At 63.0% G+C, this 13,077-nt stretch carries 10 protein-coding genes; 9 read left to right on the forward strand and 1 reads right to left on the reverse strand.

The genetic code is table 11. The features are described 5' to 3' along the window. The first annotated feature begins 52 nt into the window (after window positions 1-52). The 7 genes from AC57B1_RS07895 (at window position 53) to AC57B1_RS07925 (ending at window position 9,755) form a co-directional block, all read left to right on the forward strand. On the forward strand, window positions 53-1,438 hold the full coding sequence (locus AC57B1_RS07895; protein ID WP_496417167.1) for an undecaprenyl-phosphate glucose phosphotransferase: 1,386 nt from the start codon (window positions 53-55) through the stop codon (window positions 1,436-1,438). A 66-nt stretch (window positions 1,439-1,504) separates the two neighbouring features. Further along, complete coding sequence (locus AC57B1_RS07900; protein ID WP_496417168.1) at window positions 1,505-2,644, forward strand: polysaccharide biosynthesis/export family protein; 1,140 nt, start codon at window positions 1,505-1,507, stop codon at window positions 2,642-2,644. A 49-nt stretch (window positions 2,645-2,693) separates the two neighbouring features. Continuing rightward, the gene (locus AC57B1_RS07905; RefSeq protein WP_496417169.1) at window positions 2,694-4,928 is read left to right on the forward strand and encodes a polysaccharide biosynthesis tyrosine autokinase; all 2,235 of its coding nucleotides are present in this window, start codon (window positions 2,694-2,696) and stop codon (window positions 4,926-4,928) included. Between the two features lie 97 nt (window positions 4,929-5,025). Further along, entirely contained in the window at window positions 5,026-6,144 is a 1,119-nt protein-coding gene (gmd, locus tag AC57B1_RS07910; RefSeq protein WP_408344398.1) for a GDP-mannose 4,6-dehydratase, read from the forward strand. 6 nt (window positions 6,145-6,150) lie between these two features. After that, entirely contained in the window at window positions 6,151-7,110 is a 960-nt protein-coding gene (locus tag AC57B1_RS07915; RefSeq protein ID WP_408344401.1) for a GDP-L-fucose synthase family protein, read from the forward strand. Window positions 7,111-7,219: 109 nt separating this feature from the next. Further along, complete coding sequence (locus AC57B1_RS07920) at window positions 7,220-8,362, forward strand: glycosyltransferase family 4 protein (RefSeq protein WP_091796599.1); 1,143 nt, start codon at window positions 7,220-7,222, stop codon at window positions 8,360-8,362. Between the two features lie 58 nt (window positions 8,363-8,420). Then, complete coding sequence (locus tag AC57B1_RS07925; protein WP_408344403.1) at window positions 8,421-9,755, forward strand: glycosyltransferase WbuB; 1,335 nt, start codon at window positions 8,421-8,423, stop codon at window positions 9,753-9,755. A gap of 31 nt (window positions 9,756-9,786) precedes the next feature. Here AC57B1_RS07925 and AC57B1_RS07930 read toward each other — a convergent pair whose 3' ends face one another. After that, window positions 9,787-10,275, reverse strand: coding sequence for a hypothetical protein (locus tag AC57B1_RS07930; protein ID WP_408344406.1), 489 nt, complete (start codon window positions 10,273-10,275; stop codon window positions 9,787-9,789). Window positions 10,276-10,460: 185 nt separating this feature from the next. Between AC57B1_RS07930 and AC57B1_RS07935 the strand changes: the two genes are divergently transcribed. Together AC57B1_RS07935 and AC57B1_RS07940 are read left to right on the forward strand one after the other, a co-directional pair. Further along, window positions 10,461-11,081, forward strand: a complete 621-nt coding sequence (locus AC57B1_RS07935; RefSeq protein WP_091796596.1) for a DapH/DapD/GlmU-related protein — start codon at window positions 10,461-10,463, stop codon at window positions 11,079-11,081. A 221-nt stretch (window positions 11,082-11,302) separates the two neighbouring features. Beyond that, window positions 11,303-13,042 carry an FAD-dependent oxidoreductase gene (locus AC57B1_RS07940; protein WP_408344412.1) on the forward strand — a complete coding sequence of 580 codons (1,740 nt, stop codon included), beginning with the start codon at window positions 11,303-11,305 and terminating at the stop codon, window positions 13,040-13,042. The last annotated feature ends 35 nt before the right edge of the window (window positions 13,043-13,077 follow it).

A 13,077-nucleotide genomic window follows, 5' to 3' on the forward strand; every position in this document is an offset into this window, starting at 1 on the left:
CAGCACGCCGGATTCAACTGCAGACAAGAACGGCAAGAACGAGGTGACCAAAATGCGCAAGTTTCAGGATTTGCTCGCGCGAGTTTTTGATGTTGCATTGGTGTTGGCGGGTGCGGTGGTGGCGTCGCAGATCCGTTTTGATTACCTCGCTCAATCCGGGTTCTATTGGGCGCTCGTGATGTTTTCCGCCGCCTTCGCGCTGGCCATCTTTCCGGCGTTCGGCGTCTACGAATCATGGCGCGGCCGCTCCAAGCTGGCGCTGGCGGGCCAGGTCTCGCTCGCATGGCTGATGGTGCAGGGCAGCGCACTCGTGCTGATGTATTCGCTGCATCGTATCGACTTCGTGTCGCGTCTGTGGTTCTCGTACTGGACGGCAGTGACCGGCGGCCTGCTGATCGCGTACCGGCTGATGACGCATGCCGTGCTGGCGCGCGCACGCAGCGCCGGCCTGAATCTGCATCAGGTCGCCATTGTCGGCAGCGGCTCGCAGTGCGACGCCATCATTCGCCGGATCGGCGCCGCGCCGACCACCGGTTTTCGCGCCACGGCGGTATTCAACGCGCGCCCGGATGTTTCTCCGGTCACGAGTCCAGGCGTGCCGGTGTTCGACACGGTCGATGCGCTGGCCGGCTATATGCGCACCAATGACGTACACGAACTGTGGCTCATGCTCTCGCTCAGCGAGGAGCCGCTGATCTGCTCGCTGGTCAGTGAATTCCGCGACGATCTGGTGAACATCCGCTTCATGCCGGACGTGCGCAGCCTCGCGCTCTTCGAGGGCAGCGGCGTGATCGATCTGCTCGGCGTGCCGGCGATCAACCTGGTGGCTTCGCCGCTGTCGGCGAGTTCCATGCTGAAGAAAGAGATCTTCGACCGTCTGTTCGCGTTGACGGCGCTGATCGCCCTCGCTCCCGTCATGTTCGCGATTGCGATCGCGGTAAAGCTGTCCTCGCGCGGTCCGATCCTGTTCAAACAGAAACGCAAAGGCGCGGACGGCCAGGTATTCACGATCTACAAATTCCGCTCGATGCGTCTGCATACCGAGCAAAAAGGCACCGTCAGCCAGGCCACGCGCAACGATCCGCGCGTCACCAAAGTGGGCGCGTTCCTGCGCCGCACGAGCCTCGACGAACTGCCGCAATTCTTCAACGTGTTGCTTGGCGACATGTCGGTCGTTGGACCGCGTCCCCATGCACTCGAGCACGACGACCTCTATCAGAAAGTGGTCGCGGGCTATATCAATCGCTACCGGATTAAACCGGGGATCACGGGGTGGGCACAGATCAACGGCTTTCGTGGCGAGACCGACCGCATCGAGAAGATGGAACGTCGGGTGGAACATGACTTGTATTACCTGGGACATTGGTCGTTCGCACTCGACATGCGGATTATCGGCGCGACGATAGTCGCCGGACTGGTGCATCGAAACGCTTACTAAGTGGTTAACAAAACGCCAGACGCTACCTCTCTCGAGGAACACGCCGTGGCGCACGGAGGAAACATCATGAGCTCGCTTGGTTTACGCACGGGAAGTCTCCTGGTTTTCGCTACTGCAGCACTGCTTTCCGGATGCGGGATCGCACCGGGCCAGCGGATGATCACGCCTGCCGCAATTCAGGACACGGGTGGTGATTTCAGTACCGAAGCGAACACGCAACAACAGATCCCGATCACCGACATCAACCTCACGATGCTGCGCAAGATGAGCCAGGCGCAGAGCGCCGCGCCGCTTTCGCCGCAAATGGTCGCACTGTTCGGCAAGCCGACCGTTTATAAGGTCGGCCCCGGCGACGTGCTGCAGATTGTCGTGTGGGATCACCCGGAACTCGCCGCCGCGCTCGGCCAGCCGGCACAGAACCCGAAGGCGACGGATGCCGCACCTGGCTTCCTGATCGACGAAAACGGCGATGTGCAGTTTCCGTATGCAGGAACCGTGCACGTGGCCGGCAAAGACGTCGCCTCGATCCAGAAGGACCTGTCGCGCCGTCTGAGCAAGGTGTATCAGAAGCCGGAAGTGACGGTGCGGGTGGCCTCGTTCCGCGCGGCGCAGGTGTATGTCGACGGTGAAGTGCGCACGCCGGGCGCCCAATCGGTCAACGACATTCCGATGTCGCTCACGACCGCGATCAGCTTGAGCGGCGGTCTTAGCGCGAATGCGGATCGCAGCCGCGTGGTGTTGATTCGCAACGGCGTGCCGTATCAGCTCAACCTGGACGATCTGATCAAGCGTGGCCGCAATCCGTCGGATATCTATCTGCAACCGGGCGACGTACTGCGTGTGGCTTCGCGTGAAGACAGCGGCGTCTACGTGATGGGCGAGGTCAACAAGCCGGCGACCATCCTGCCGATGCGCAACGGTTCGTTGACGCTTTCGCAGGCGATTTCCGACAGCGGCAGCTTCGACTCCAACACGGCTGCGGCCCGGCAACTGTTCGTGATCCGCAATTCGACGAGCGACAAGCCCGAGGTGTACCACCTCGATGCGACCTCGCCGGTGTCGATGGTGCTCGCCAACCAGTTCGAACTGCAGCCGAAGGACGTGGTGTACGTCGGTCAAGGCGGTCTGGTCCGCTTCAACCGTGTGTTGAACCTGCTGCTGCCGGCGATCAATGCGGCTGTAACGGGCGTGGTCCTCGCGAAATAACAACCGTGCAACGTGATCTTGAACCGCCGGGCTTTGTTGGGTGAAGAAAATGGCAATCAACTTCGAAAACCGCTACACCGACGTGTCCGGACCGGACGAGCTTCATCTGTCGGACTATCTGCGTACGATCGTGCGAGGTTGGCGCACGATCGTGATGGTGATGCTGATCGCGCTCGCGCTGGGGTGCGCGTACGCTTTCCTCGCGCCGCCGACTTACCGCGCGGATGTCCTGTTCCACGTCGAGGACAAGACGGCCAATGCCAATGCGAACGGCAAGGATTCCTTGCCGCCGCTTACCGGCATGTTCGACACCAAGCCTTCGACGGCGGCCGAGATCGAGTTGCTGAAGTCGCGTCTCGTCACGGAAGAAACCGTCAAGAAACTGCACCTCGATATCACGGCCGGGCCGCGCTATTTTCCGCTCATCGGCGGAATGATCGCGGGGTTGGTGAACGGGCAATGGGGCTTCAAGTTGCCGCAGTTCATCAACCTGTCCGGCTATGCCTGGGGTGACGAGAGCATTTCGGTGTCGCAGTTCGACACCTCGAAGGAAATGTACGACACGACCTTCACGCTGGTTTCCGGCGCCGACGGCTCGTATGTGCTGCGCGACAAGAACGGTATCGCGATTCTGTCGGGCAAAGTGGGCGAGACCGTGGAAACGGATACCGCCGACGGCCCGATCACACTGCGCGTCGACAAGCTGGTCGGCCCCGCCGGCTCGCGTTTCGAACTGCAGCGCGCCTCGACGCTGAGCACGGTGGACCGCCTGCAAAAGGCGCTCGTGGTGCAGGAAACCACGTTGCAGTCCGGCGTGATCCGCGCGAGCCTGGAAGGCGGCGACAGCGGCTTGACCGCGGCGATCGTCAACAGCATGGCGCGCGAATTCGTGCGTCAGGATGTGGAGAGCCGTTCGACCGAAGCCGAGCACATGCTCGCCTTCCTCGATCAGCAACTGCCGGGCTTGCGCAAGGAACTCGACGACGCCGAGCAACGCTATAACAAGTTCCGCAATACGCACGGCACGGTCGACCTGGGCGAAGAAAGCCGCCTGTTGCTGCAACAGATCGTCGACAACAAGACCAAGCTGATGGATCTGCAGCAGCAACGCGCGGAGATGTCGCAACGCTTCACGGCGAATCACCCGGCGGTGGCCGCCCTCGACGCGCAGATCGCCGCGTTGCAAGGCGCCGCGGCGAACATGAACCGCAGCGTAGCGGTGATGCCGGATACGGAGCAGACCGCTTTGCGTCTGCTGCGTGACGTGCACGTCGATACGGAGCTGTACACCAATCTGCTGAACAGCGCGCAGCAACTGCGCGTGGCGAAAGCGGGCCAGGTGGGCAACGTGCGCGTGGTCGACTTCGCCGAAGCACCTGACGAACCCGTGCGTCCGAAGCGCGTGATCGCGATCCTGATCGCGCTCGGCGGCGGCCTCGTGCTCGGCATTCTGCTGACCTTCTTCAAGCGCGCCATGTACGGCGGCGTGGAACGGCCGGACGAACTCGAAGGCATGCTCGGCGTGCCGGTGTTCGCGGTGGTGCCGCGCAGCCAGACCCAGTTGAAGCTGCAGGAGAACGTCATGCTGCGCCGTCGTGGGCTGCACGTGCTCGCGCAGCAGGCGCCGGAAGACATCGCCGTGGAAGGCGTGCGCAATCTGCGCACCTCGCTGCAGCTCTCGCTCGATCACGCCGAGAACAACGTGGTGATGATCACCGGCTCGCGGCCCGATTCCGGCAAGTCGTTCCTCTCGGTGAACCTGGCGGCGCTGGTGGCCTCGGCGAACAAGCGCGTGCTGATCATCGACGGCGATATGCGGCGCGGCGACGTGCACTCGCATTTCGGTGTCGCGCATCAGCCGGGTCTGTCCGATGTGCTGAGCGGCGGCGACCTGAGCGCGATGATCCAGCGCGACGTGCTGCCGGGTCTCGACGTGCTCGCCAAGGGCACGCTGCCCTCGCATCCTGCCGAATTGCTGATGAGCAAGCGCTTCGAAACGATGCTCGAAGAACTGAAGTCGCACTACGACCTCGTGATCGTCGATACGCCACCGGTTCTCGCGGTGACCGACTCGACGTTGATCGGCAAGTACGCGGGCACGACGTTGCTGGTGGTGCGCCACGGCCGTCATCCGCTCAACGAGGTCATGGAGACGGCCAAGCGGCTGCGCAACGGCGGCGTGCCGCTCAAAGGCGTGCTGCTGACCGACGTGCCGCAGGAAGGGGCGTTCCTCGGCTCGGGCTATCAGGGCGGTTATTACGGGTACGACAGTATCGCCGGTTGAGACGGCGGCCGACGGCCGGCGGTTCGACGAAGTTCACGAGGCTAATGGCACCGGGCTATGGCACTGGGATTGCACAGGTTAACGAGGAGAATGCTCCATGAAACGTAAGGTCGCGCTGATCACCGGCATCACAGGACAGGACGGATCGTATCTGGCGGAGTTGTTGCTCGCCAAGGACTACGACGTACACGGCATCAAACGCAGGTCATCCCTGTTCAATACAGACCGGATCGATCACCTGTACCGCGATCCCCACGATCCGGACCAGCGACTCTTTCTCCATCACGCGGATTTGACCGACTCGACCAGCCTTCTGCGCGTGATTCAGCGTGTCGAGCCCGACGAGATCTACAACCTCGCCGCGCAGAGCCACGTTGCGGTGTCGTTCGAGGAGCCGGAATACACCGCTAACGCGGACGGCCTTGGTGCGCTGCGGATTCTCGAAGCGATCCGGATTCTCGGGCTGCAAGAAAAGACGCGCTTCTACCAGGCTTCCACTTCGGAGCTGTACGGCCTCGTGCAGCAGGTGCCGCAGTCGGAGACCACACCGTTCTATCCGCGCAGCCCGTATGCGGTGGCCAAGCTGTTCGCGTACTGGACCACGGTCAATTATCGCGAGGCTTACGGCCTCTATGCCTGTAACGGGATTCTGTTCAATCACGAATCGCCGGTGCGCGGCGAGACGTTTGTCACGCGCAAGATTACGCGCGCCGTCGCGCGTATCGCGGTGGGCATGCAGAAGACGCTGTATCTCGGCAATCTGTCGGCACTGCGCGACTGGGGCCATGCCCGCGATTACGTCGAGATGCAGTGGCGCATGCTCCAGCAGGAGCGGCCGGAGGACTACGTGATCGCCACGGGCGTGCAGTACAGCGTGCGTCAGTTCGTGCAGCACGCGGCCGCCGAGCTTGGCGTTACCGTGCGCTTCGAAGGCACCGGCGTGGATGAAATCGGCATCGTCGAGAAAGTGGAAGGGCGCGAGATCAAGATGTCGCCGGGCGACGTGATCGTGCGCGTCGATCCGCGCTACTTCCGGCCCGCCGAAGTCGAGACGCTGCTCGGCGATCCGTCGAAGGCGCATGCGAAGCTCGGCTGGCAGCCGACCACGTCGTTCGCCTCGCTCGTCAAGGAAATGGTGCGCTCGGACTATCAGATTGCACGACGTGACGCGCTCGTCACGCTGGCCGGATTTACGGCGCTGGAACATCACGAGTAACTTGCGATGAACAAACAAGCACGCATTTTCGTTGCGGGCCACCGTGGCATGGTCGGCTCCGCGCTGGTCAGGCGTCTTGCCGCCGAGGGGTATCCGAATGTGATCACCCGCTCGCGGCAGCAGCTCGACCTCACGGATCAGACGGCCGTGAATCGCTTTTTCGAAAGCGAACAGATCGACGTGGTGCTGCTCGCGGCCGCGCGCGTGGGCGGCATTCTGGCGAACGCGACGCGCCCGGGTGAGTTCATCTATGAAAACCTGGTGATCGAAACCAACGTGATTCACGCGGCGTACCGGGCCAAGGTCGAGCGGCTGGTGTTTTTCGGTTCGTCATGCATTTATCCGAAGCAGTGTCCGCAGCCCATCCGCGAGGAGTATCTGCTGACTTCGCCGCTCGAAGCGACCAACGACGCCTATGCGATCGCGAAGATCGCTGGCGTCAAGCTGTGCGAAGCCTACAACCGTGAGTACAACACCCAGTACGTGGCGTTGATGCCGACCAATCTGTACGGTCCGAACGACAACTACGATCTGAACAGCAGCCACGTGTTGCCGGCGCTTCTGCGCAAGGCTCATGAAGCGAAGGTGAACGGCGACGCCACGCTGTCGGTATGGGGTTCGGGCACGCCGCGCCGCGAATTCCTGCACGTCGACGATCTGGCCGCGGCCACGTTGTTCGTGCTCGAGCACAACGTGACGGAAGGCCTGTTCAATGTCGGCGTGGGTGAAGACCTGTCGATTCGCGAGCTGGCCGAATGCATCTGCAAGGTGGCCGGCTTCGACGGTGAACTCGTGTTCGACGCCTCGAAACCCGACGGCACGCCGCGCAAGCTGCTCGACGTCTCGCGCCTCGCGCAAATGGGCTGGCGCGCAACGATCGGTCTGGAGGACGGGATCGCATCCACGTACCGGGACTTCGTTGAATCCCATGCCGGTTCGACACCCGCTGCCGCCGTCGAGGTATAGCCGCACGGGTTGCCGCTTCAGCGCGGCTTTGAAATGACTAGCTGGGGACGCTGTGCGAGCGCGGAACGCGCCATGCACGCAGGACGAATTTTCGAGGAGTGGCATAAAAATGACAGCGTCAGTCACGATCTTTCACAACGTCGTGTGGTCGCGCCACAAGGGTGTCGTGTTTTCCGCGTTGCATAACATTTCGGCTTCAGGCGCGATTCGCTATTCAATGGTGCAGATCGCTGATACGGAGCATGACCGTGTCGGGTTTTCCGACGTCGATTATTCGTTTCATCGCTATCCGATGCAGAAGCTGTTCGACGGCTGCTACGAAGACGTGCCGACCATGAAGCTGATCGCGCGCCTCACGTGGGAAGTCTTGCGCACCAAGTCGGACCTGATTGTGCTGCCGGGCTATCACCGCCCGGAATATTGGGCCATGCTCGCGGCCTGCATCGTGACCGGTAAACGGCGCGCGGTGTTCTGCGATTCGACCGCGCGCGACCGGCCCAAGAAGCTGCTGACGTCAATTCCCAAGCGCGTGTTTTTCTCGCTGTGCGACGGCTATTTCGGGTTTGGCGAGCGCAGCCGCGAGTATCTGCTCTCCCTCGGTGCAAAGCGCGAGAAGATTTTCGTGCCGTGTCAGGCGGCGGCGTTGCCGGGTTCGTTTTCGCCGGAGCGTGCGCTGGTCGAGCGGGTTGCCGCTCGCGCGGGCAATCAGCCGGTGTTTCTGTTCGTGGGGCGTCTGTCCGAAGAGAAAGGCATCGGCACGCTGATCGAGGCGCTCGCCGGATTGCGGCGGCGTGTTCCGGCGGCGAAGCTGCGCATTGTCGGCACGGGCCCGATGCGTGAAGCCTTGCATGCGAAGGTCGCCGAGCTCGAACTCGGCGACGCGGTGACGTTCGTCGGCAGTCTGCAGGACGAACCGCTTACGCAGGAGTATTACGGCGCGACCTGCATGGTGCTGCCGAGCTACAGCGAACCGTGGGGACTGGTGGTCAACGAAGCGCTCGCGCATGGTTGCCCGGCGGTGGTCAGCGAGAGTTGTGGCTGCGTCCCGGAACTGGTGATCGACGGGGTGAGCGGCTACGCGTTTACCGCGGGCGACGTTGCCGGGCTGCAGCGCACCATGCTCAAGGCAATGGAAGCGTTCGCCGATGCGGGCGGCACCGCGCGCCGGTGCATGGATGTGATTCGCCGTTTCGACCCGCCTTCCGCTGCTGCCAACATCGCCCGCGGCTGTGCGTTGATGTTGAGCGACTGAGTCGCTATCGCCTAGCCACGTCGCGCGCACGACGCCCTCACTCGCACTGGCAGTCACGATGAAGATACTGATCTACGGCATCAACTATGCGCCTGAACTGACGGGGGTGGGCAAGTACACGGCGGAAATGGCCGTGCTGCTGGCCAACCGCGGGCATGAAGTGCGGGTGGTGTGCGCGCCGCCGTACTATCCGGAGTGGCGTGTCGGAGAGGGCTACGCGTCGTGGCGGTATCAGCACGAGACGCGCGACGGTGTGGCCATCTGGCGCGCGCCGCTGTGGGTGCCGTCGCGTCCGAGCGGCCTGAAGCGCATGCTGCATCTGGCGACATTCGCGGCGACCTCGTTGCCGTTGCTCGCACGGCAGTTGCTGTGGCGCCCCCATGCGGTGATGCTGATCGCGCCGACCCTGATGTGCGCGCCGGGCTCGCTCATGCTCGCGCGCCTCACGCGCGCAAGCGCATGGCTGCATATTCAAGACTACGAGGTCGATGCGGCTTTCGATCTGGGCCTGCTGAAAAGCCCACGCGCGGCTCGCACGGCACGCTGGATCGAAAGCGCGTTGCTTCGGCGCTTCGATGCGGTGTCGTCGATCACGCGGCAGATGAGCGCCCGCGCGACGGCCAAGGGCGTCGACGCATCGAAGGTGGTGTGCCTGCCAAACTGGGTCGACGTGTCGAGCATCTTCCCGCTTGGGCGGCCGAGCGAATTCCGGCGTCTCCTCGGAATCCCTGCCGAACAGAAAGTGATTCTGTACTCCGGCAACATGGGCGCGAAGCAGGGCATCGAAACGCTCGCCGATGCGGCGGTCGCGCTCGCCGCGCGCAAGGACCTCACCTTCGTGTTCTGCGGCAGCGGCGCCGCCAAAGAGAATCTGCTGGAACGCTGCTCGGGATTGACGAATTGCGTGTTCCTGCCGCTGCAACCGGTCGAGCGCCTGAACGAACTGCTGAATCTCGCCGATATACACGTGCTTCCGCAACGCGGCGACGCGGCCGATCTCGTCATGCCCTCCAAGCTCACCGGGATGTTCGCAAGCGGGCGCGCGACCATCGCGATGGCGCGCCGTGGCACGGCGCTCTACGAAGCCGTGGCGCCACGCGGCGTGGTCGTGCCGCCGGACGACGTGAAGGCGCTGGCGGCGGCGATCACGGTGCTCGCCAGCGACGCGGAACGACGCACGTCGCTCGGTAAAGCCGCGCGCAATTATGCGGAGCGCGCGCTCTCGCCGGAGTCGACGATTCGCACCTTCGAAGAACGGCTCGCGGTGCTGTTGCGTAAGTCGGAAGGACAACAATCGAAAGGCGCGGCACCCCCGGTCGGCCCGCGCGCTTCAGGTGGATCCGGCCGGCGGCGGCACAAGCCGGCCACGGCGGAGGAAGCCGCGCCGGATTGATCCGGACCGCGGCCTCATCATGAAGCTGATTTCACCACGGAGAACGGTAGACGCCGCGTTTGCCCGACGTGTAGGGATCGGCATAGGTGGTTTTCGCGGTGCCGTCCGCCGCCAGCGCGTTAGCCGGATTCGGACGGCCCGGCTGGCCTGCTACACGCACCTGGCCGTTGGCCGCGGCGGGCGCCTTGCGCTGGCCCTTGCCGACCGCCGGTTGCGCACCCTGACCCCCACCCAGCACGGTCATGCGTTGCGTATCGAGCAACGCGGCGCGCTGGGCGTCGTCGGTATTGCCTTGCACGTTGTCCGTGCCGTAGGGGTTCGGCGAGCCGAGCAACGCCTTCTCGCTGTCGCGATGCGCGGCGCGCCGGTTGGCGGGAAGCTGTGCGTTGACACCGTAGGCGTTGACCGCGGTCGCGGCGGGAGCGGGTTCGGGTGCGGCCTTCTGCGCGAAAGCCGGCATCGCGCACGATCCGATCGCGAGAAACATCCAGGTAGCAGTGTGTCGAAGCGAGGTGTTCATCTTGTTCCCCAAGGAGATGCGGTCGGGATAAAGCTATCGTGCGCCAGCCAGTACGCGTGTAGCCGCCAAAACGCTTGCCGGCGCGGCCACAGTGAAAAGTCCCGCAAGGCGCCGCAACATAATGTAAGGAATTTGCCTGGCATGCCTGCGTATGTTTACCACTGTTCGTGGTTCGGAGAAAGCTGATGGGTAACATTGCCGACGATCCCCATATCGGCCGCATGCCGCAGGCCGATGCCGTGCGCGAAGACGGTCGCGTCATCGAGCTGGCGCAGGCCGGCAAAGGAAATTATCAGGCGCGGCGCGGCGCGCTGATCGAACTGATCTGGTTCGTGCTCGAAGCCTGTGTGATCAACAACAAACTGCTGCCGTTCTCCGGTGTGCGCGTCGCCTTGCTGCGGCTGTTCGGCGCGAAGATCGGTACAGGTTGCCGGTTCGTGCATCCGGTGCGCGTGAAGGCGCCGTGGAATCTCGAGGTGGGCGACAACTGCTGGTTCGGTGTCGATGTCTGGATCTACAACCAGACGCTGATTCGCATCGGCTCGAACGTGTGCATCTCTCAAGGCACGTTCCTCACCGCCGGCTCACACGACATGAGCACCACGATGGATCTGCACGTTGCACCGATCATCATCGAGGATGGCGTCTGGATCACGTCGAAATGCGTGGTGCAAATGGGCGTGACGATTGGCCGTTCGGCGGTCGTGACGCCTTTGTCGGTCGTGCATCGGTCGCTGGACGCGGAGGGCGTGTACGGTGGAAATCCGTGCCGCTTCATCAGGAAACGGTTCGACTCCGTGACCTGACCCACAGACGTAGAACCACAGCGTTCGTACGCTGAGGAGGCCGAGGTCGCAGTGCCGGAATGTGGGCTGCCGCAAGGGGATTGTCGCGCGATAGGGTGAGCGGCACCCGAGGCGGCACGCCTGCAGAGCCCGGTTGCGACGTTTGCGTAACATGGTTGCCGGCCGTGGCCGGCGGATCGTGACGCGCTCAAAAAATGCGTGAAGAAGATCGGGAGTAGGGGATGTTCATCGATACGCGTACTGTTGAACAAAACACGGTTGTTGAAACGACGGTTTGCATCATCGGTGCAGGCGTTGCCGGAATTACGCTTGCGCTCGAAATGTCCAGGGCGGGTATCGACGCCTGCGTGCTCGAAAGCGGTGGCTTCGGACCTGACGACGCGACCCGCGACCTGTATCGAGGCGAGAACGTCGGGCTTCCCTATACGTTCGCGGACGGCTCGCGTAGCCGGTACTTTGGCGGCAGCAGCAACTGCTGGGGCGGCTGGTGCCGCCCGCTCGACCCCTGGGACTTCGAAAAGCGCGACTGGATTGCGCACAGCGGCTGGCCGTTCGGTCTCGACGAACTCGCGCCCTACTATGCGCGCACGCATGAGCTGCTGAAGCTCGGTCCGCAGAATTTCGACCCCGCTTACTGGGAGCGCGAGATCGGGCGCCAGGATGTGCGCCGTCTGCCGCTCGCCACCGGCGATATGCGTGACACCGTCGCGCAGTTCAGCCCGCCGGTGCGCTTTGGCAAGACGTATCGCGAGGAACTGTCGCGCTCCACGACGGTGCGTGTGTTCCTGCATGCAAACGTGCTCAATATCGACGCCGACGCACAAGGCACGACGATTTCGAGGGTGAAAGTGGGCACGATCAGCGGCCGCCGAATTTCGGTGACCGCGAGGATTTTCGTGCTGGCTACAGGTGGCATCGAAAACGCGCGCCTGCTGCTCGCGTCGAACAATGTGCAGGCCGCCGGTCTTGGCAATGCCAACGATCTGGTCGGCCGCTACTTCATGGATCATCCGCGCATGATGTCGGGCAAAGTGCGCTTTCGTCCGGGCGTCACGCGCAACAAGCTGTACGACATCAAGTATCACTACCAGAATGCGGCGGTGTCGGCGCACGGTACGAAGATCTCGTCCCAGTTCGCGCCAAAGCAGGAGTGGATGGAACGCGAGAAACTGCTGAATTCGCGTGTCTGGCTTTACTCGAAATGGTACGGCGAAGGCAGTGCGGGTTCCGAGGCGCTGATCCGTTTCAAGGAAGCGCTGATGGGCAAGGATCAGCCGGGTCGCAGCCTGAAGCGCGACATCGAGACGATGATTTCGCATCCGCTGCATACCGTCGGCTTCGGTTTGACGCGGCTGTTGCAATGGCCCGCGCTAATCACGGACGTCACGCTGCAGGCGATCGTCGAAGCGGTGCCCGATCCGGATAGCCGCGTGACGTTGTCGACCGATAAGCGCGACCATTTCGGCATGCCGCGCGTGCGCGTGGAGTGGCGCCTCGGCGAACAGGTGCAGCGCACTTTCGATAAGACGTTCCAGTTGCTCGCGCAGGAATTGCAGATGGCAAACGTCGCGGACGTCACGCTCGACGAGCCGCTCGAAGGCCGGACGTGGCCGGTGAAACTCGAAGGCACGTGGCACCACATGGGCACCACGCGCATGCACGATTCGCCGCGCGAGGGCGTGGTCGATCGCGATTGCAAGGTGCATGGCATGAGCAATCTGTACATTGGCGGCAGCTCGGTGTTTCCGACCGTCGGCGCCAATTTCCCGACCATCACGATTGCCGCGCTGTCGCTGCGCCTCGCCGGTCATCTGAAGCGGCAACTCGATTTGCCGGATCTCGTCGGCACCAATCGCGTCGACGCCGCGAACAGCGCCAGCATGTCGCTTCAGGCGCCGTCTCAAGTCGATACGTTGCCGATCGCGGCATCGACCTTGACGCCGTTGATGAAGGAGCAGTGAACGCGCAATGAAGGCGAGGGAAAAATGGCGCGCCC

The sequence above is a fragment of the Paraburkholderia sp. BGA-UO-ETr-F21 genome (assembly GCF_059567925.1).

Coding starts and splice junctions, on each gene's coding strand:
- AC57B1_RS07920 (WP_091796599.1), top strand. CDS start 7,220: ATGACAGCGTCAGTCACGATCTTTCACAACGTCGTGTGGTCGCGCCAC.
- gmd (WP_408344398.1), top strand. CDS start 5,026: ATGAAACGTAAGGTCGCGCTGATCACCGGCATCACAGGACAGGACGGA.
- AC57B1_RS07940 (WP_408344412.1), top strand. CDS start 11,303: ATGTTCATCGATACGCGTACTGTTGAACAAAACACGGTTGTTGAAACG.
- AC57B1_RS07905 (WP_496417169.1), top strand. CDS start 2,694: ATGGCAATCAACTTCGAAAACCGCTACACCGACGTGTCCGGACCGGAC.
- AC57B1_RS07925 (WP_408344403.1), top strand. CDS start 8,421: ATGAAGATACTGATCTACGGCATCAACTATGCGCCTGAACTGACGGGG.
- AC57B1_RS07915 (WP_408344401.1), top strand. CDS start 6,151: ATGAACAAACAAGCACGCATTTTCGTTGCGGGCCACCGTGGCATGGTC.
- AC57B1_RS07895 (WP_496417167.1), top strand. CDS start 53: ATGCGCAAGTTTCAGGATTTGCTCGCGCGAGTTTTTGATGTTGCATTG.
- AC57B1_RS07930 (WP_408344406.1), bottom strand. CDS start 10,275: ATGAACACCTCGCTTCGACACACTGCTACCTGGATGTTTCTCGCGATC.
- AC57B1_RS07935 (WP_091796596.1), top strand. CDS start 10,461: ATGGGTAACATTGCCGACGATCCCCATATCGGCCGCATGCCGCAGGCC.
- AC57B1_RS07900 (WP_496417168.1), top strand. CDS start 1,505: ATGAGCTCGCTTGGTTTACGCACGGGAAGTCTCCTGGTTTTCGCTACT.